The sequence below is a fragment of the Streptomyces coeruleorubidus genome, from assembly GCF_028885415.1.
In the GTDB taxonomy this organism is placed as follows: Bacteria; Actinomycetota; Actinomycetes; order Streptomycetales; family Streptomycetaceae; genus Streptomyces; species Streptomyces coeruleorubidus_A.
In genome coordinates this window covers 1,066,539-1,085,161 of the sequence record NZ_CP118527.1, presented here as the reverse complement: position 1 = coordinate 1,085,161, position 18,623 = coordinate 1,066,539, and the positions used below count along the sequence as shown (strand labels likewise).

Genomic DNA, 18,623 nt, shown 5'->3' with positions numbered 1-18,623 from the left:
CGGCGATCGGGCGGGAAAAACGTTCCACGCCCGGTCACGTTATACTTGCGGCTCCCATGAAGGACACCGTCGTGCCTGGTCGCACGGCTTCCACAGCGAGGGGGTGGACGCCATTCCGGCACGCCCCGCCCGCATCCAGGACGTCGCGGCCGCCGCCGGCGTCTCGGTGTCCACCGTGTCGAACGTGCTCAACCGGCCCGAGCGCGTCAACGCACAGACCGCCGAGCGCGTCCGCATCGCGGTCGCCGCGCTCGACTACGTCCCCCACCCGGGAGCCGCCGGCCTGCGCACCGGGCGCGCCTCGGCCATCGGCCTGGTGCTGCCCGACGTGACCAACTCCTTCTACGCGCGCATCGCACGGGGCGCCGCGGACGCGGCCTACGACCACGGCTACTCCCTCGTCCTGTGCCACAGCGGGGACGCCCCGGAGCGGGAGCAGGGCTACTTCAGCATGCTCGTCGAGCAACGGGCCGTCGGCGTCGTCGTCGTGCCGCTCAGCGCCGACCCGGGCCGGCTCGCCCGGCTGCGCGAGCGGGGCATCCCGCTCGTCCTGGCCGACCGCGCGATGCCCGACCGGGAGGGCTGCTCGGCCTCCGTCGACGACATCGCCGGCGGCCGTATCGCCGTACAGCACCTCCTCGACCGAGGCGCGCGCGACATCCTCGTCGTCAACGGCGAGCGCGGCATACGCCAGTGCGCCGACCGCTACCAGGGCGCCCGGCAGGCCGTGCGCAGCCGGCGCGAGGCCCGGCTGGACCAGGTCGTCGCCGAGCGGATGACCGTCGCGTACGGCACGCGGATCGCGCACGACCTCGGGGAACTGCCCGACGGGGTCTTCTGCACCAACGACTTCCTCGCCGCCGGCCTGTGCCGCGGGCTGACCGACCGGGGCGTGCGCATCCCCGAGGACGTACAGGTCGTCGGCTACGGCGACCTCGACATCGCGAGCTTCGGCGCCACCACCCTCACGACGGTCCGGCAGCCGGTCGAGGACCTCGGCCGGGCGGCCGTGGAGATGCTCCTCGACGAGATCGAGGCCCGCGCGGACCACGTCCACGAGACCCGCGTCTTCGCCCCCGGCCTCGTCCTGCGCGACTCCACCCGCCCGCCTTCTGACGACTAGACGGCGCCCCGCCGGTCGGACGGGATCCGCAGCGTCACCGGCCCCCACAGCCCCGACGACAGCTGGGAGTCGAACGCCCAGGCCGTCGGCGTGGCCTCCGCGAGATACGGCGCCAGCGTGCCCCGGACGGTCACCTCCAGCCGGACGGTACGCCCGGCGGCACCGCGCAGCGGAAAGCGGTACGGCGCGCAGAACGCCTCACCGGCCGGCTCCCCGTCGACCGACACCTCCACACTGCCGCGCACCCGCCCGAGATCCAGCACGGGATCGGGTCCCGACGGCACCTGCAGTGCCCGCGCGTACGTCACGCCTCCGCTCCAACTGCCCAGCCCCAGCTCCCGCCAGTCCCCCAGGGGCAGCGGCGCCGGTACGGCACGCACCCGCACCGGCCCCCGCCAGGCGGAGCCGCCCCGCAGGACCGCAGTGGGTTCCGTGACCACCTCGACCGGTGTGGGCACTGTGAGTGGTTGAGGAAGTGTCAGCTGGTCGCCGTCCAGGGGGAGTTCCGGACCGTCCCCGACGCGCACGCTCGCGCGAAGCGCCAACGGCAGGTCGAGCGACACCGTTCCCGCCGGCACGGTGAACCGGAAGCGCTGCGAAGTCGCGTGGACGTCGTCGGTGGACCGTGACGGCCATACGGTGCCGCCGAGCACCTGCCGGCCCGTGAGCCACCCGGTGTCCGGCAGCGGGTGCGGCCGCACCCCGGCGTGGCAGTGCTGCAACTCGCCCCGCCTGCGCTCGTCCTCGACGGTCCGTCCCCGCCGGCCGCCCGACTCGGCCTCCCAGCCGGCGCCGCTGACCAGGGCCGTCACCTCATCCCCGGAGAGCACCACCAGATCGACGAACACCGCGTCCCGGGCGTCGGCACTGTCGGCCACGACCTCCAGGGTGTGCTCGCCCGCCCCGAGCGCCGGTTCGTGCCGGAAGAACATCGGCACGGCGCCCCAGTCCGCCTCGTAGTACTCCACCTTCTCCTGCCGCGCCACGACGTCCCCGTCGAGCAGCACGGTGACCGCCGAGGCGGCACCGACGACGAGCACCGCCCGTGCGTCCTCGTCCGGGACCCGGAGCCGCGCACGGTAGGTGACGCGGCCGTCCGGCCGCACTCCGTCCGGTGGGCGCATGAACCGCGGACGCGGCCCGAGCCCGCCCGGCTCCGACAGACAGAACAAGCTGCCCAGGGGCGTGCCGTCGGCGGCCGAGATCGTCGAGGGGCGGCTCTGGGCGCCGGACAGTTCGTACTCGAGCACGTTGCGGCCCCGGGACACCGTGACCCGGGCGGAGGCCAGGTAACCGCCGCCGTCCGGCTCCAGCGGCTCGCCGTTCCACCACACCCGCTTGACGCACTCCGCGCCGACATGCAGTTCGGCGGGCCCCCGGTGGTCGGTCTCCACGATCGCCCGGACCCGGGCGGCCGTTTCGCCGCCCGGCACCGGGACGCGTACGAACTCCTCGTTCACCAGCCCCTTGAGGCCCAGCAGCCCGCCCGGGTCCGGGATGCCGCGGCTAGACGAGTACACGGCGACGTCCCAGCCCTCGTCGGGCGGCACCAGGGGCAGTTCACCGGCCAGAATCCGCTCCACGGACGCGGCGTCCAGCGGCTCGGGCACCTGACCGAGCGGCACTGGCGCGAGGACGCGGACCCGGTTGCCGTACGTGACCCGGGTCCGCTCCCAAGCCGCGCCCTCGGTCCACTCCATGGTCCAGATCTGCGGTTCGTCCACCGACGAACCCAGGGGCAGGGCCAGATCGCCCCAGGTGTTGTCCATGGTGGGGACCAGGCGGCCGTGCCAGTCGGCCGAGACGTCGATCACCTGGGCGGGGGTCTGCCGTTGAGGACGCGTGGGCGTGGGCCGGCCCTCGCGCCACACCACCAGGGCCGCGGGGGCGCCGTCCAGCGGTACGTCGATGGTCGAGACGGCGCCGTCGGCGCAGACGGTGACGTGCGCGGGGGCGCGGGAACCGGTCGCCGGGTTCCAGACCTCGGCCTCGGCGACCGCGGCCCGGACGGTGACGGACGAGGTGCCGGCGGCATCGCCCGACGGGGAGGCCCCGGCCCGCAGCGGATGGGCGCCGATCTCGGGGAAGGCCGCCGTGACCAGCGCCACCGCCTCGTTCCCCGTCCGCCTGACGAGCAGCGGCACCTCGCCCGTGGCGTGACCGGCCGCGTCGGCCAGCGCCGCCGCGCCGTCCTCCGGGTCGCGCACCCGCTCCAGCCGGGGATGCGACGACAGGGCTGCCACCACCGAGTCGTCGCCGGACCGGCCGGCGGCCGTCATCGGCGCACGGCCCACGACGACGACCCGTCCGCCCGCGTCGAGCAGTTCGGCCAGCCGTCGCGCCGTCTCCTCCTCCAGCACGCTCGCCGACGGCAGCAGCACCGCGCGGTAGGCCAGGTCCCTGATCCGCAGGGCGCCGTCGGCGGCCTTGGCGCGCTGCACCGAGTCGTCGTCGACGACGTCGAAGGAGATGCCGTGCCGGTCCAGGGCACCGGGGTGCGGTGCGAGCCAGTTGTTCGTGCCGCACAGGTCGAGGTAGTGGCGCTGTGTCTGGTCGGCGTCGGCGTGGCCGTCGCCCAGCCGGCCGTCGCCGAAGTGCTGGACGGGCGCGTCCAGCGGGACGAGTGCCTGCATGGTGGCGGTCGGGTGCAGGACCGCCACGTCGGCCACGTAGCTGCCCCAGGACATGATCGAGCAGATCCGGGCCACGGCCCGGGAGAACGCCGGGTACTGCTTCCAGTACGGCTGGCGCCAGTCGGTGGACGGCGGTGCCCACTCGAACCAGCCGCCCGCTGTGCCGAAGTAACTGGCGTGCGGGTTGTACAGGTTGGCGCCACTGCGCAGGAACGGCAGCAGCCAGTGGTAGGTGTCCTCCAGCGTGCCGCCCCAGCCGGAGGAGTGGAACGCCTCGATCCAGACCCGTTCGTGGCCGTAGAGGTGGGCCATGGAGGAGTGCACCTTGGCGTCGCCGTGGTGGTCGCTGCCGGCGGCGCCGTACCAGCGGTGGGTGCGGAAGTAGTCGGTGTAGATCTGCGTCGACTGGGCCGGGTATCCGGCGCGGGCGGGGTGGCTCTGGTCGCTGCCCAGCAGCATCCCGCGCTCGCGGTGCCATGCGGCCAGCGGCCGGAAGAGGGCCTCTTCGGTGAGTTCCGCGCGGACCGCGTAGTAGTCGGCGCGGATCTTCGTCTCCGGCACGGTGGCGTCCGTGCCGAACAGGGCCGGCAGGTGGTCGAGCAGGTCGTAGCCGCGCCGGGTGCGGAACTCGTCGGCGAAGCGCCGGCTCCAGGCGTTCGTGCCCGGCAGTTCGTCCTGGAAGCTGCCCGCGATGACGGTGCCCAGGTGCTCGGGCACGCGGCGGTCGTACTCGTGGTGCACGGCGTCCATCAACAGGCCGACGGCGTCCGGGTCCAGGTAGTCGAACGCCGTGGGTACGGCGGTGACGAGCCGCACGTCGGTTCCGTCGGCGGCGGCGACGGCGAGGGTGTGCCGGCCGTCCGGGGCGAGGTCGAGGCGTCGTCCCCGTGCGGTGTACGCGGCCAGCGGGGTCTCGGCATCCCGCAGGGCGACCGTGCCCCGGGAGACGGTGACGTCGCGACAGCGCAGCGCACTACCCGTGGCCTCGGAATGACGCCGTGTCACACCACCCTGCACATTGGCCCCGGAGAACCCGATCTGGTCGTAGAACCACAGGCGTGTGCCCAACTCCGCCGCGATCTCGCAGGCGTCGGTGAAGCGCGCCCACCACTCCTCGCCGAACCACGCCGGATCGTCGGCCCGGGCGCCGAACGTCGGGCCGGCCGGGGCCAGGTTGATCACGACGAGGTTGTGGACACCGCCCTCGGCGAACGCCCGCATCTGCCAGGCGAGTCGCTCGCGGGTGACCTTCGCACCCGACCACCACCACAGGGGGGCGGGACCGAAGTCACGGGGCGGGTTGTCGAAAAGCTGCCGGAGCGCGGGGGAGATCACGGACGCGGTCCTTCCCCTAAAACGTTTTTAGGCCACCTTCACCGTAGGGGAGCTGGGACGGTCACGCCATATCCGAGGACGGCACGGCGGAAGCCACCGCTCGGTCGCCGATGTCTGCGCGACACCTTGTTGCAACGTTTTTCTCGCCCTATATTCGCTGCGACCAGGCCCCCGGAACCGCGATGTCACCAGACGACGGAGTCGCATCATGGCCGGTACCCGCCCCATCCCCAAACAGCTCTGGAAGGCCGCCGCCCTGTCGGGCATGGCCTCCTATCTCGACGCCGGGCTGATCGTCAGCATCTCCGTCAACCTGGCCATCTACCGCGACAGTTACGGCATGGGCGTGTGGATGGCCGGTGCGATCAGCGCGATCGTCACCGGCTGCATCGCCGTCGGATCCCTCGTCGGCGGCCGGCTCGCCGACCTCTTCGGCCGCCGCCGCGTCTACAACTGGGACATCTTCTGCTTCGCGCTCGGGGCGATCGTCATCACGCTGGCGCCCGACGACATCACGCTGCTGATCGGCGTCCTCGTCGCGGGACTCGCGGCCGGCGCCGACCTGCCGACGTCCCTGGCCGTGGTCTCGGACGCCGCACCCTCCTGGGCCCGGGGACGACTCGTCGCCTTCACGCAGGTCATGTGGATGCTGGGCATCGCCGTCGCCATCTTCCTCGGCTTCGTCCTGTCCACCACGGGCATGACCGGGGCCCGGCTCATCACCGGACAACTGGCCGTCGCCGCGCTCGTCACCTGGGCCCTGCGCTCCCGCCTGAAGCTGTCCGCCGAACAGGACACGGAGGAGGAGACGGCGGCCGCCTCGCGCGGCAGCGCACTGAGGAACATCTGGACCCGGGCCGCCCTGCTGCCGATGACCGCGACCTTCGTCTTCTACGTCACCTGGGGCCTCGGGGCCAACACCTTCGGCCAGTTCGGCACCTATCTGCTCGTCACCGTCAGCGACGCCTCACAGAGCCTGGCCACCGGAATCAACCTGGCGTTCATCCCGATCGGGGTGCTGCTCACCTTCGCCTTCGTCCGCGTCGCCGACAGTCCCTGGCGTGACCGGTTGTTCCACGTGGCCGCGGTGGTGCAGATCCTCGCCTTCGTCATCGCGTCCCTGACCGCGGGCGCACTCGTCGGCATGCTCGTGTTCTTCGTGCTCTACCAGCTCTCCAACCCCTTCGCCGGGGAGGCGAACTACAAGGTGTGGTCGCAGCTCACGCTGCCCGCGGACACCCGCGGCACCACCCAGGGCTTCACCTACGCCCTGTCACGGGGGGTCTTCGCGGTCGCCGCGTTCTTCACCCCCGCCCTGGCCGACTACAGCCCGGCCGTCCTGCTCTGGACGATCACCGCCTGCATGACGGTGGCCGCGTTCGCGGGCGTGTTCATCATCCGCGTCCTGGTCCCCCGTGCCACCGGCGCGGCGCAGGACAGAGCGGACCTGCGAGTCCCCAGCACCTGAGCCGCAGCAGATTCGACAAGGAGCACCGACCATGGCAACGACCGCGGACCGCACCGCCGGACGGGCCGCCGCCCTGCACGACCTGCTCCCGCCGGTCACCCGGCGCCGCACCCGGATCGGACTGGTCGCCGGCGGACTCGGCACGTACTGGCCGCAGTTCCCCGGGCTCCTCCCGCAGCTGAAGGAGTCGGCCGCCTACGTCGCCGAGCGCTTCCGGGGGATGGACGCGGAGGTGACCGACGCCGGGTTCGTCTCCGACGCCCAGGAAGGGGCGCGCGCCGCCGAGCAGTTGCGCAAGGCCGACTGCGACCTCATCGTGCTGTTCCTGACGACGTATCTCACTTCCTCGATGGTGCTGCCGATCGCGCAGCGCACGCACACGCCGGTCCTGGTCATCGACCTCCAGCCGACCGAGAAGATGGACCACGCCTCCTTCGACACCGGGGCCTGGCTGGCCTACTGCGGGCAGTGCCCCGTCCCCGAGGTCGGCAACGTCTTCCGGCGCGCCGGCATCCCCTTCCGCTCGGTGTCGGGCTGGCTGCGGCAGGAGTCCGCCTGGCGGCGCATCGAACAGTGGATCCGGGCCGCGCACATCCGCGCCGCGCTCCGGCACGCCCGGCACGGCCTCATGGGACACGTGTATCCCGGCATGCTCGACGTGCAGACCGATCCGACGCTGCTGTCCACGACGTTCGGCTCGCACGTGGAGGTGCTGGAGTTCGACGACCTGCGGCACCGGGTGGAGCGCGTGACCGAGAAGGAGACCAGGGAGCGGATGGCGCTCGCCCGGCAGGTCTTCACCCTCGACGACAGCGTGGTGGAGGAGGACTTCGCCTGGGGCGCGACCGTGTCGGTCGCCCTCGACCGGCTCGTGGCGGACTTCCAGCTCGACAGCCTCGCGTACTACCACCGGGGCCTCGACGGGGAGCTGCACGAGCGGCTCGGCGCCGGCATGATCCTGGGCGCCTCCCTGCTCACGGCCCGGGGCGTGCCGGCGGCCGGGGAGTACGAACTGCGCACCAGCGTCGCCCAGCTCGCGTCCCAGAGCGTCGGCGCCGGAGGTTCCTTCACCGAGATCCAGGCCCTCAACTTCGAGGACGGCGTCGTGGAGATGGGCCACGACGGACCCGCCCACCTCGCGGTCAGCGCCCGCGACCCGCTGTTGCGCGGGCTCGGCGTCTACCACGGCAAACGCGGCTGGGGCGTGAGCGTCGAGTTCGACGTACAGCACGGGCCCGTCACCCTGCTGGGCCTCGGCCAGGACGCCGATGGCAGCCTGTCCTTCGTCACCTCCGAGGGCACCGTCGTACCGGGACCCCTGCTGGAGATCGGCAACACCACCAGCCGCGTCGACTTCGGCCGCGATCCAGGCGAATGGGTGGACGCGTGGAGCGCCACGGGTGTCGGCCACCACTGGTCCCTCGCGGTCGGCCACCACGCGGCCGACTTCAGGGCGGCGGCGAGCCTGCTGGGCATCGACCACCGGAGCGTGTGACGGGGAGACGGGCGTCGCGCCCACCCGGAGAGTGGTTGTCGCCCCCACACGGAGAGTGGGTGTCGCCACCGCCCGGAAATGGGTGCGGGCACCGATGGTGACGGGCCCGGAGCCCGTGTGAGGCTGGCGGCGTCGCCGAGGCTCGCGTCGGTTGTCATGGCCGCGGCCTCGGGCGGCGCCGAGACGTGCACGACGCCGTCCGACCCAGCCCCACGAAGGAGGAGCCCTTATCCATCCCCGCACGGTGAAACGATCCGCCCCCTGCGCGCCCGCGAAGGCGGTGACCCGTGGGACACGCTGACAGCCTCCTCGCGATGGGCGGCGCCTTCCTTGCCGCCGCCCTCCTCGCCCGCCTCGGCGGCAGGATCGGACTCCCGACCATCCCGCTCTTCATGCTCGCGGGCATCCTGCTCGGCCCGCACACGCCGGGCCTGGTCATAGTCGAGGACGCACACGACTTCGAGATGCTCTCCGCACTCGGACTGGTGCTGCTGCTGTTCTACCTGGGCCTGGAGTTCCACCTCGACGACCTCAGGAGCGGCGGCCGGCGCCTGCTGACGGCGGGCGGCATCTACCTGCTGCTCAACGTCGGCGCGGGCCTGGCCTTCGGGTTCGTCCTGGGCTGGGGGGTCCGGGAGGCGCTGGTGCTCGCCGGTGTTCTGGGGATCTCCTCGTCCGCCATCGTCACCAAGATCCTCATCGACCAGGGCCGCATCGGCCGCCCCGAGACACGTCTCATCCTGGGCGTCATCGTGGTCGAGGACATCTTCCTGGCCCTCTACCTCGCCGCGCTCCAGCCGGTCATCAGCGGCGCCCAGGGCGTCGGCGACACGTTCCTCCAGAGCGCCAAGGCCTTCGGCTTCCTGCTGGTACTGGCCGCGGCCGCCCGCTACGGCACCAAGCCGGCCGGCCGTCTGATGGCGACCCGCGACAACGAACTGCTCGTCATCAGCTTCCTCGGCGCGGCCGTCCTGGTGGCGGGAGTCGCCGAGGTCCTCGGAGTCGCCGACGCCATCGGCGCGTTCATGGTCGGCCTGATCCTGGCCGGAACGCCCTCCGGCCCGCGCATCCGGGAACTCGTGCATCCGCTGCGCGACGCCTTCGCGGCGATCTTCTTCTTCGCCTTCGGGCTCTCCATCGACCCTGGCGACATCGTCTCCGTCGTCGGCCCGGTCGCCGCGGCGGCGGCACTGACCGTCGTCATGAACGTCGCCGCGGGACTCCTCGTCGCCCGCGTGTACCGCTACGGCACCGAGCCCGCCGCCGAGATCGCCACCACCCTCGTGGCCCGCGGGGAGTTCGCGCTGATCCTGGCCGCCATGGCCGCCGGAGCCGGACTCGACGCCCGCCTCGCCCCGTTCATCGCCGGGTACGTCCTCGTCCTCGCGATCCTCGGCCCCATCGCCGCCGGCCGGGCCCACCTGCTCGCCCACGCGCTCCGCGCCGCCCAGGACCTCCGGCCCGGCCGCACGGCCCCGTCGTACGACACCGAGCCCCGCCCCCGGGACGGCGGGACACCGTCGTCCGCCGCCTCCGCGCTGCCGGCAGAGGCGGAGCGCTAGGGGGGTCCGCGAAGTCCCGCCTGTCCTGCGGGCGGACGACGGGACTTTGCGGACACCTCCTAGCGCACTCCCGGCTCAGGGCTCGATCAGCCCGACACGGATGGCGCGGCGGTGGCCCGGCGCACCTCGACCGAGTCGCGGTCCGCGGCGTACTTCAGGACGTAGACCGAGGCCGGCGCCGACGAGCAGGGAGGAGGGCACGTCCACGCCCCTCCCGGACGCCGGCTCCCACCGGCGCGTGGCCGATGCCGCGGCCCTCGTCAAACGGGCGCGTCGCTCCACGCCCGTCGCGGTACGCCGCGCAGCGAGCTCGGCGTGCCGGGCCCGAGCGTGGCGCGCGACGTCGGTGAGCCGCCGGATCCCGTCCCCACCGGCCCGGGTGGTCTCCGGCCATCCGTGCCACCACCCATCCCAACCGAACAACCGCCTTACGGCACGGCGTTCGTACAGGGCGGCCACCGGGAAGGATGAGGATTGGGCCTGATGGCGGACGCCGCTGGAGGGGGGAGAAGCTGAAGCCCTGGTGAGACCGGCCGCGCCGCGCGTCGGCGGGCTGTCTCCCTCCGCACCGTCACACGGCCCGACACCCCAGGACTTGCCATGGCCTCGGCCGTGCCCTGCCTCGAAGCGCTGTCGGGTTCCGGGAAGGAGAAGCCGTGCCCCAGTCCGAAGACGAACGTCTCGTCGACCTCGAAGCACGACTCGAGCGGGAGGACCCCAGGTTCACCCGGGCCATGAGATCCGGCCGCCCGGCCCGGCCCCGGGAGTACCGGCGCAGCGGAGCCTGGTGGGCGCTGGCCCTCGGCGTGGCCGTCCTGGGCTCCGGCATCGCCCTGGCCCAAGGGCTGCTCATCGCGGCCGGGCTGGTCCTCGTCGGCATGGCGGCCCAACTGGTCGACCCCGACCCGAGCCGCCTGGGGCGTCAGCGGCAGCGGCGATGGTGACGCGCGCGGCAGCCGGAGCCTACGCCCCCGCCCACTGCCGCAGCAGCGCCTCGCGTTCCTCGCGCGGCGGAGTGTCCTCGGCCGCGTGGTCACGACCCCAGGCGAGAAGGTCTCCGATCCCGGTGCCGCCGTCGGCGAGCCGCTGGAGGAGGGCGACGGAGAGCTCGTACTCGGAGGGCAGGTAGATCCCTCCGGCGACGGCCGCGTGCACATCGACCTGGACGGTCTCCTCGGCCGTCGCCACCTCCACGGTGAAGGCGGGCGGCAGCCGGCCGTCACCCGTGACCACGACGAGCGCGGCGTCGAAAGCCATGGACGCCAGCCTTCGCACCCCGGACCGCACGGGCACGTCGTGAGCCTCGATCCGGACCACCTGGTCCCACGTCCAGAACCCGCCCCGGCCGGCCCCCAGCGCCCCGACTCCGTCCTCGGACAGCCGCACCCCGGAGGCCGCCCCCTCGGGCTCGGCCCCCACGTACACCGAGTCCTCGCCGATCCAGAACAGGCCGACCATGGCCATGAACGCCTCCCGCAGCTGGTCCCGGGGAGAGCGAACCTCGCCCCCTACGTGTCGCCGTAGGAGACGGGTGCGACGGGAGAGAGGTTGCGATCCTTCCGGCCGGACCGGCCGGGGCGAATGCCGCCGTCAGGGTGTGTTCGTAACCCGTGTGAACGCTTCGGATGGTGGGACGGCCCGGCATGGCTGACGGTGGTGCACGTCGAGGCCGGGTCTCGTGAGCTGGCGAGGCGTCAGCGCCCGGTCCGAGACGGAAGGACTCACCGATGCGTTCTGCCCGCATGCTGCTGGCGACGGCCACGGCCACGGCCGCCCTCGCGATCGCCGCACCCACCGCCTACGCCGAGGCGATGGGTGACCGGGACCACGACACCACTTCCTACAGCAAGGAGCACGACAAGGACCGCAAACACCACAAGCCGCGCGGCGGGATGCACACGGGTGGGGGAGCTCTGACCGCGGTGAACACGGACCACGACTCGGACCGCCCCGAGCACGGCAAGCACGACGAGCACGGCAAGCACGACGAGCACGGCAAGCACGACGAGCACGGCAAGCACGACGAGCACGGCAAGCACGACGACCACGGCAAGCACGACGAGCACGGGAAGGACTTCGGGCACGGCAAGCACGAAAAGCCACGCGGCGGAGTGCACACGGGTGGCGGAGCGCTGACCCTGGTGAACTCGGACGACTGGGAGAAGGACGGCGAGCGAGGCGACGAATCCTGGGGCGGCAAGCACGAGGAGGACGGCTTCGGGGACAAGCACGGCAAGGACGAGTTCGGCGACGAGCATGGCAAGCACGACGACCACGGGAAGGGCTTCGAGCACGGCAAGCACGACGACCACGAGAAGGGCTTCGAGCACGGCAAGCACGACGACCACGAGAAGGGCTTCGGGCACGGCAAGCACGACAAGCCGCGTGGTGGCGTGCACACCGGTGGCGGTGCCCTGGCCTCCACGCCGGGCGTGACCGCCGGCGGGCTGGCGGTGCTGGCCGTGGCCGGCACGGGCCTGTACGCCCTGAGGCGTCAGAGGGCCTCGCAGGGCGCGGCATGACCGAGGCCTGACCGCAGGCCGCCGTGGCCGCCGCACGTGCTCCTCGCGTCGCGGCGGCCCGGCTCGTCCTCCCGCGTGCCGTGTGCCGTGTGCCGCGTCCGCCTCCGTGTCCGTTCCGCTGCCGTGCCCGAATGAGGTGGTCTCCGATGGCAGCCAGCCCCCCTCCCTCTCCTGCCGAGCCCGGTCCCGCGCCGTCGAAGCGGCGATTGCGCACCGTCGGGACGGTCATCTGGGGTCTCGCCGCCCTGGTGCTGACCGTCACCATGGTCACCGCCCGTGGTGAGTCGTCGTCCGACGCCGGCGGCCCGCCGCACGCCCCACCGGCCGTCTCGCCCGCCGCCTCCGCCGCGCCCGACGCGCCGCCCTCGTCCGCAGCGCCGCACCGGACCGCAACGTCCGGGACCGGCCCGCATCTGCCGCGGTCCCGGCCGGTCCGGCTTTTCATCCCCAAGATCTCGGTGAACGCGCCCTTCACCGACCTCGCCATCGGCCGTTCGGGTGAGCTCGAACCCCCTCCGGCCGACGACACCAACCTCGTCGGCTGGTACGCCAAGGGCGTCTCGCCCGGCGAGGCCGGAACCGCGATCATCGCCGGGCATGTGGACACCGCGACGTCCCCGGCCGTGTTCGCGGGGCTCAGCCAGCTGAGGAAGGGCGACCGGTTCCACGTGGCGCGGGCCGACGGCAGCAGGGCGACCTTCGTGGTCGACGACGCCGAGTCGTTCGCCAAGGCCGACTTCCCCAGCAAGCGCGTGTACGGCGACACCCCCGACGCCCAGGTCCGGCTCATCACGTGCGCGGGTGCCTACGACCGGCAGGCCCGGGACTACACCGAGAATCTGGTCGTGTTCGCCCATCTCGTCTGACTTCCGGGTCCCCGGCCTGACGTGGTGTTTTAAAGTGACTGCCACCAGTTCAGGCGACTGTGGGACCTGTGAGGTATTCGCGAACCATGACCACCGAAACGTTTGAGTTCCAGGTAGAGGCACGTCAGCTGCTCCAGCTGATGATCCACTCGGTCTACTCGAACAAGGATGTCTTCCTGCGGGAGCTCGTCTCCAACGCCTCCGACGCGCTGGACAAGCTGCGCCTGGAGAAGCTGCGGGACGACTTGCTCGACGCCGACGTGTCCGACCTGCACATCGAGCTCGACGTCGACAAGGACGCCCGGACCCTCACGGTGCGGGACAACGGCATCGGCATGTCGTACGACGAGGTCGGACGGCTCATCGGCACCATCGCCAACTCGGGTACGGCCACCTTCCTGAAGGAGCTGCGGGAGGCCCAGGACGCGGCCAATGCCGAGGGGCTCATCGGCCAGTTCGGCGTCGGCTTCTACTCCGGCTTCATGGTGGCGGACGAGGTGACGCTGGTGACCCGGCGCGCCGGCGAGGGCCAGGGGACCCGCTGGACGTCGCGCGGCGAGTCCACGTACACGCTGGAGAAGGTCGACGACGCGCCGCAGGGCACCTCCGTCACGCTCCACCTCAAGCCCGCCGACCCGGAGAACCAGCTCCACGACTACACCTCGCCGTGGACGATCAGGGAGATCGTCAAGCGGTACTCGGACTTCATCACCTGGCCCATCCGGATGGTCCCGGAGGCGGGCGACGGCGAGGACGCGCCCGAGCCCGAGACGCTGAACTCGATGAAGGCCCTGTGGGCGCGGTCGCGCGACGAAGTGTCCGACGACGAGTACCACGAGCTGTACAAGCACATCAGCCACGACTGGCGCGAGCCGCTGGAGACGATCCGGCTCCAGGCCGAGGGCACCTTCGAGTACCAGGCCCTGCTCTTCGTCCCCTCGCACGCCCCGCACGACCTGTTCACGCGGGACTTCAAGCGCGGCGTCCAGCTGTATGTGAAGCGCGTCTTCATCATGGACGACTGCGAGGCGCTGCTGCCGCCCTACCTCCGCTTCGTCAAGGGCGTCGTCGACGCGCAGGACCTCTCGCTCAACGTCTCCCGCGAGATCCTCCAGCAGGACCGGCACATCCGGATGATGCAGCGCCGGCTGACGAAGAAGGTCCTGTCCACGGTCAAGGAGATCAAGGCCAAGGACGCCGACCGCTACGCCACGTTCTGGCGTGAGTTCGGCACCGTGCTGAAGGAGGGCCTGGTCACCGACTCCGAGCACCGGGACGCCATCCTCGCCGTCGCGTCGTTCGCCACCACGCACGCCGAGGACGAGCCGACCACGCTCGCGCAGTACGTGGAGCGGATGAAGGACGGCCAGGAGGACATCTACTACATCACCGGCGAGTCCCGGCAGAGCATCGAGAACTCCCCGCACATGGAGGCGTTCCGGGACAAGGGCATCGAGGTCCTGCTGCTCACCGACGCCGTCGACGAGGTGTGGGTCGACGCCGTCGGCGAGTACGAGGGCAAGAAGCTGCGCTCCGTCACCAAGGGCGAGATCGACCTCGACGGCGAGAAGGACGAGAAGGCCGACGGGGAGCGGGAGAAGCAGGCCGAGGAGTACGCCGGTCTGCTCGGCTGGATGCGGGAGCAGCTGGACGAGGACATCAAGGAGGTGCGCCTGTCGTCGCGGCTCACCGTCTCCCCGGCCTGCGTCGTCTCGGACGCGCACGACCTGACCCCGGCCCTCGAGAACATGTACCGGGCGATGGGCCAGGAGGTGCCGCGCACCAAGCGGATCCTCGAACTCAACCCCGACCACCTGCTGGTGAAGAACCTGAACCAGGCGTACAAGGGGCGCGAGGACCGCTCGGGTCTCGTCGAGTCCGCCGAACTGCTCCACACGCTGGCGGTGCTCGCCGAGGGCGGCCAGCCCAAGGACCCCGCACGCTTCGTCAAGCTCGTGGCCGACCGCCTGGAGCGCACGCTGTAGGCGGTCGGCGGATCAGCGGTGGTCCGGGGCGTCCGCCGCCCGCGCGCCGGGCGGGGTCGCGCCGGTGCCCGGCGGGACGATCTCGCCCTGGACCACCCGCGGCGCGGCGCCCGCCCCGGCCTCCTCGTCCTTCGCGGCGCGTGCCTCGGCCTTGAGGATGCGGGCGGACTTGCCGGCCGACCGGGCCAGTTCGGGCAGCTTCCTGGCCCCGATCACGGCTATGACGACGATGAGGATGATCGCGAGCTCGCTCAGTCCGAACATGGTGTGTCCTTTCTCGCCCGGGCCGGGCACGGCGTGAGCGTATCGGGCGGGGAGCCCGGTGTGATCCCCGCATCGCAATGTGCGACCGCCGGATGCCGGAGCAGATGGGGCAGCATGCCGTGGTCGAGCAGGGCCTGCCGCCAGGCCAGCCGGGCGTGCTCCACGCGGTCGGCCCGCCCGCCCAGGGCCGAGCGCAGCAGCGCGGCCAGGCCGAGGAGGCCGGTCACGGCCGCCACGAGCGCCAGTGTCCAGCCGGCCGAGACGAGCGACCCGGGCAACGGGCCGGGTGCGCCGACGACCTGGAGCAGGCAGCCGAGCAGGAGCAGGGCCCCGGCGGAGGTCGCCGCCACGAGCGGCGTGAGCACCGCGAGGGCGGGCAGCAGACTGCCGGTGTCGAGCGGGCGCCGCGCGTCCTGCCGGGCGGCCGTCCGTACGGCCAGGTAGGCGCGGTACGGCTCGCCTGCCGCCGCCGTGATGGCGTCGGCGTGGGCGAGCGCGTGGGCGCGCAGGTGCGCGGCCGTCCGGCCGGTCGGATCGGCGCGCACGGCGCCATGGAGGTCCGCGGTGCTCAGCGCCAGATCCAGTACCGCTTCGAAGTCCGCGCGGTCCTCGGGGTGGAGGCGGGGCGGATCGGCCACAGGGTCTCCTTGTCGGTTGTCGTATCGGACGTTGGGAGCGAACGCATTAAATCTACAGTACTGTAGAAGTGAAGGGGGTGGTCCCGCGGATCTATACGATGTCCACGGGCAAGACAGGGCGGCTGAAGGGAGACAGGGCGGTGACGGATCCCCGGCAGCGTCCCCGGCGGGGGCAGGGCGAGCTGGAGGCGCTGGTGCTGTCGGCACTGCGGGAGGCGGACGGCCCGGTGACGGCCGGCTGGGTGCAGGAACGCCTCGGCGGTGACCTCGCGTACACGACGGTGATCACGATCCTGACCCGGTTGCTGGACAAGGGTGCGGTTACCCGGGAGCGGGTGGGCCGGTCCTTCGCCTGGACGCCCTCCTCGGACCATGCGGGCCTGGCCGCCCGGAAGATGCGCAAGGTGCTGGACGCCGAGAGCGACCGCGAGGCCGTGCTGGCCAGCTTCCTCACCGGCCTCGGCCCGGACGACGAGCGGCTGCTGCGTGACCTGCTGGATCAGGTCCATGGCGAGGGGGAAGACTGAAGCCTCATGGGGGTCTTCGTCTTTCTGCCACTGGTTCTCCCGCTCACGGCGTGGCCGGTCGCGCGCCTGGCCGAACAGCATCTGCACCCGCGCACCGCGACCCGGCTGCTGACCGCGATGGCCGCGGTGCTCGCGCTGTGCAGCACGGTGTGCCTGGGACTCGTGATGGTCGTCGGCACCGCCCAACTGCCCGGAAACCCGCTGCCCGACGGCTGGTCGGACCCCGAGGTACGGGCTGCGGTCCCTTATGACGAGGTCGTCGGCAAGGCCGCGATTCCCGCGCTGTGCGCGGTCGTCGTCGCCTGCGCCCGCACGCTGTGGCGGCACGCCCGGGTACGCCGCCAGGCCCACCGCGCGCTGTCCGGGTTGCCGGACACGGAGGTGGCCGTACTGCCGGACGTCGTCCCCTATGCGTATGCGCTGCCCGGTGGCCGTCGGGGTGGTGGTGCTCCGCGGGGCGGTCGCCAGGGCGGTGGTGTTCTGGGTGGCGGTCGTCCAAGCGGCGGTGCTCGGCGTAGCGGTCGCCCGGGCGGTGGTGTTCCGCCCGGTGGTACTCAGCATGGCCGTCGCTCCGGCGGTGGTGCTCTGCCCGGTGGCCGCCTGGTCGGTGCTCTGCGCGGCAGCGCCGGGCGCCCTGTCCGCCGTCGGCGCGGGGGGCGTGTCGTGGTGACCACGGCCCTGCTGGACCGGCTCCGGCCGGCCGAGCGCCGGGCCCTGTTCGCCCATGAGCGGGCGCACCTCGCCGCCCGGCACGACCGTTTCCTGCTCGCCGTGCAGCTCGCGGCCCGCGCCAACCCGTTTCTTCGGCCGCTGCGTACGGCCGTGGCCTACACGGCCGAGCGGTGGGCGGACGAGGAGGCGGCCCGGGCGATCGGCAGCCGCCGCACGGTGGCGCGTGCCATCGGCACGGCCGCCCTGGTCTCCCGGGGTACCCCGGCGCCGACGCTCGCGGGACTCGCCGCTCCGGGCCCGGTGCCGCGCCGGGTGGCGGCCCTGCTCGGTCCGCCACCCGCGGTACGCAACTGGCCCTCGGTGTTCACCTCGGTCGGACTGGCGGCGTGGGGCGCGGCCGCCGGAACGGCCGCGTCGGCGATGTCCTCCGCGAACTCCGCCGTCACGATGGTGCTCATCCTGCACGCCGCGACACCTCTTTGAGGGGGCGGCGGCCTCAGCCCTCCTCTTCCTCCTCGCCCTCGAAGAAGTCCCCGACCTCGTCGACCACTTCGTCCGCGACCATGCCGCCGACGACCCCGGCCGCGAGCCCGGCCGCGCCCGCCGCGACGGCGGTTCCCATGCCGGGGCCCGAGCGGTGGCCGTCATGGTGGTGCCCGTCGTGCCCGTCATGCCCGTGGCCGCCCATGCCGAACGCGGCGGGGGAGCCGTACGAGGCCCGGTGCTCGACCAGTTGCCGGATCCAGCCGTCGACGATCGCGGGCCAGTCCTGGTGCTCGACTCCGTCGTGGGAGACGGTGAAACGGGTCAGCGCGTCATGGCCGGGCGACAGGAAGCCGCCGCGCTTGTCCGCCTCCAGTACGACCTCCATGCCGCCCGGGCCCGTCAGGAACGTCAGCTCGATCTCGTTGACCTGGTGCGCGTACCGGGGTGACGGGAGGAGTTCGATCTCCTGGTGGAAGGGCAGTTGCTGGCCGGTGCCGCCGATGCGCCCGTACTCGAGGTCGGCCGTCTTGAATCCGAACCCGAGCCCGCCGAGGGCCTCCAGAACGGCCTCCTGCACGGGCAGCGGCGTCACGTTCAGCTGGTCCAGGTCGCCCTTGTCCTGCGCGCCGGCCACCGACAACTCGGTGCGCACGCCCAGGACGATGCCCAGGCTCTGGCCGTGCAGCTCGGTGACCGGCGTCTCCCACGGCAGGGTCACGCTGAACGGCACACCCCGCTTCTCGCCCTCGGCGAGCCGGAAGCCGCCGCCGACGGTGAAGCGGCCGAAGGCGACGACGCCCTCGCTCTCGCCGCCCTCGTGCTCGGCCTCCACCCGGGCCACCAGCTCCAGGGTGATGTGCTCGATGTCGAAGTCGGCTTTGCCGCCCTCCAGCCGGACCTCACCGGTGAGCGTGCCGCCGGGCCGGACGGGAGCCGGGTCGAGGACCGTGTCGACCGTGGGGCCGCCCACGCCGAGCGCGCCGAGCAGTCGTTTGAACACCATGGTGGCGTCCACTCCTCACATGCGTGTACTGACGTTCTACAAGC

15 protein-coding genes are annotated in these 18,623 nt (G+C 72.3%); 10 read left to right on the top strand and 5 right to left on the bottom strand.

The features are described 5' to 3' along the window. The first annotated feature begins 103 nt into the window (after positions 1 to 103). Positions 104 to 1,123 (top strand): LacI family DNA-binding transcriptional regulator, encoded by a 1,020-nt coding sequence (locus PV963_RS05085; protein WP_274814340.1) that lies wholly within the window; start codon positions 104 to 106, stop codon positions 1,121 to 1,123. On the opposite strand, the gene PV963_RS05080 is transcribed toward PV963_RS05085, so the two are convergent. Continuing rightward, the gene (locus PV963_RS05080; RefSeq protein WP_274814339.1) at positions 1,120 to 5,091 is read right to left on the bottom strand and encodes a glycosyl hydrolase; all 3,972 of its coding nucleotides are present in this window, start codon (positions 5,089 to 5,091) and stop codon (positions 1,120 to 1,122) included. The genes PV963_RS05085 and PV963_RS05080 overlap by 4 nt on opposite strands. 208 nt (positions 5,092 to 5,299) lie before the next feature. On the opposite strand from PV963_RS05080, the gene PV963_RS05075 reads away from it, so the two are divergent. The 4 genes from PV963_RS05075 (at position 5,300) to PV963_RS05060 (ending at position 10,560) form a co-directional block, all read left to right on the top strand. After that, positions 5,300 to 6,559 (top strand): MFS transporter, encoded by a 1,260-nt coding sequence (locus tag PV963_RS05075; protein ID WP_274814338.1) that lies wholly within the window; start codon positions 5,300 to 5,302, stop codon positions 6,557 to 6,559. 31 nt (positions 6,560 to 6,590) lie between these two features. Beyond that, a complete protein-coding gene (locus tag PV963_RS05070; RefSeq protein ID WP_274814337.1) occupies positions 6,591 to 8,054 on the top strand; it encodes an L-fucose/L-arabinose isomerase family protein in 1,464 nt (487 codons plus the stop codon). Between the two features lie 287 nt (positions 8,055 to 8,341). Then, positions 8,342 to 9,616, top strand: coding sequence for a cation:proton antiporter (locus PV963_RS05065; RefSeq protein ID WP_274814336.1), 1,275 nt, complete (start codon positions 8,342 to 8,344; stop codon positions 9,614 to 9,616). Between the two features lie 656 nt (positions 9,617 to 10,272). Further along, on the top strand, positions 10,273 to 10,560 hold the full coding sequence (locus PV963_RS05060; RefSeq protein ID WP_274814335.1) for a DUF3040 domain-containing protein: 288 nt from the start codon (positions 10,273 to 10,275) through the stop codon (positions 10,558 to 10,560). Between the two features lie 19 nt (positions 10,561 to 10,579). Here PV963_RS05060 and PV963_RS05055 read toward each other — a convergent pair whose 3' ends face one another. Beyond that, positions 10,580 to 11,080, bottom strand: a complete 501-nt coding sequence (locus PV963_RS05055; RefSeq protein ID WP_274814334.1) for a hypothetical protein — start codon at positions 11,078 to 11,080, stop codon at positions 10,580 to 10,582. Positions 11,081 to 11,343: 263 nt separating this feature from the next. On the opposite strand from PV963_RS05055, the gene PV963_RS05050 reads away from it, so the two are divergent. The 3 genes from PV963_RS05050 (at position 11,344) to htpG (ending at position 14,989) form a co-directional block, all read left to right on the top strand. After that, positions 11,344 to 12,138 (top strand): hypothetical protein, encoded by a 795-nt coding sequence (locus PV963_RS05050; protein ID WP_274814333.1) that lies wholly within the window; start codon positions 11,344 to 11,346, stop codon positions 12,136 to 12,138. Positions 12,139 to 12,284: 146 nt separating this feature from the next. Beyond that, positions 12,285 to 13,004 (top strand): class F sortase, encoded by a 720-nt coding sequence (locus PV963_RS05045; RefSeq protein ID WP_274814332.1) that lies wholly within the window; start codon positions 12,285 to 12,287, stop codon positions 13,002 to 13,004. A gap of 86 nt (positions 13,005 to 13,090) precedes the next feature. Continuing rightward, positions 13,091 to 14,989, top strand: a complete 1,899-nt coding sequence (gene htpG / locus PV963_RS05040) for a molecular chaperone HtpG (RefSeq protein ID WP_274814331.1) — start codon at positions 13,091 to 13,093, stop codon at positions 14,987 to 14,989. Positions 14,990 to 15,001: 12 nt separating this feature from the next. Here the strand turns inward: htpG and PV963_RS05035 are convergent, their stop codons facing one another. After that, positions 15,002 to 15,253, bottom strand: coding sequence for a twin-arginine translocase TatA/TatE family subunit (locus tag PV963_RS05035; RefSeq protein WP_274814330.1), 252 nt, complete (start codon positions 15,251 to 15,253; stop codon positions 15,002 to 15,004). Further along, the gene (locus PV963_RS05030; RefSeq protein ID WP_274814329.1) at positions 15,241 to 15,891 is read right to left on the bottom strand and encodes a hypothetical protein; all 651 of its coding nucleotides are present in this window, start codon (positions 15,889 to 15,891) and stop codon (positions 15,241 to 15,243) included. The genes PV963_RS05035 and PV963_RS05030 overlap by 13 nt, the downstream gene beginning before the upstream one ends. Before the next feature lie 140 nt (positions 15,892 to 16,031). On the opposite strand from PV963_RS05030, the gene PV963_RS05025 reads away from it, so the two are divergent. Together PV963_RS05025 and PV963_RS05020 are read left to right on the top strand one after the other, a co-directional pair. Further along, positions 16,032 to 16,418, top strand: a complete 387-nt coding sequence (locus PV963_RS05025) for a BlaI/MecI/CopY family transcriptional regulator (RefSeq protein WP_274814328.1) — start codon at positions 16,032 to 16,034, stop codon at positions 16,416 to 16,418. Between the two features lie 6 nt (positions 16,419 to 16,424). Then, positions 16,425 to 17,573: a M56 family metallopeptidase gene (locus PV963_RS05020; RefSeq protein ID WP_274814327.1), complete on the top strand. Its 1,149-nt coding sequence runs from the start codon at positions 16,425 to 16,427 to the stop codon at positions 17,571 to 17,573. A 13-nt stretch (positions 17,574 to 17,586) separates the two neighbouring features. Here the strand turns inward: PV963_RS05020 and PV963_RS05015 are convergent, their stop codons facing one another. Next, positions 17,587 to 18,579, bottom strand: a complete 993-nt coding sequence (locus PV963_RS05015) for a sporulation protein (RefSeq protein WP_274814326.1) — start codon at positions 18,577 to 18,579, stop codon at positions 17,587 to 17,589. Positions 18,580 to 18,623 lie beyond the last annotated feature (44 nt).

What these genes read in the sequence shown, in the direction of transcription:
- PV963_RS05045 (WP_274814332.1), top strand. Translation starts at nt 12,285, where the DNA reads ATGGCAGCCAGCCCCCCTCCCTCTCCTGCCGAGCCCGGTCCCGCGCCG.
- PV963_RS05055 (WP_274814334.1), bottom strand. Translation starts at nt 11,080, where the DNA reads ATGGCCATGGTCGGCCTGTTCTGGATCGGCGAGGACTCGGTGTACGTG.
- PV963_RS05050 (WP_274814333.1), top strand. Translation starts at nt 11,344, where the DNA reads ATGCGTTCTGCCCGCATGCTGCTGGCGACGGCCACGGCCACGGCCGCC.
- PV963_RS05020 (WP_274814327.1), top strand. Translation starts at nt 16,425, where the DNA reads ATGGGGGTCTTCGTCTTTCTGCCACTGGTTCTCCCGCTCACGGCGTGG.
- PV963_RS05070 (WP_274814337.1), top strand. Translation starts at nt 6,591, where the DNA reads ATGGCAACGACCGCGGACCGCACCGCCGGACGGGCCGCCGCCCTGCAC.
- PV963_RS05035 (WP_274814330.1), bottom strand. Translation starts at nt 15,253, where the DNA reads ATGTTCGGACTGAGCGAGCTCGCGATCATCCTCATCGTCGTCATAGCC.
- PV963_RS05015 (WP_274814326.1), bottom strand. Translation starts at nt 18,579, where the DNA reads ATGGTGTTCAAACGACTGCTCGGCGCGCTCGGCGTGGGCGGCCCCACG.
- PV963_RS05075 (WP_274814338.1), top strand. Translation starts at nt 5,300, where the DNA reads ATGGCCGGTACCCGCCCCATCCCCAAACAGCTCTGGAAGGCCGCCGCC.
- htpG (WP_274814331.1), top strand. Translation starts at nt 13,091, where the DNA reads ATGACCACCGAAACGTTTGAGTTCCAGGTAGAGGCACGTCAGCTGCTC.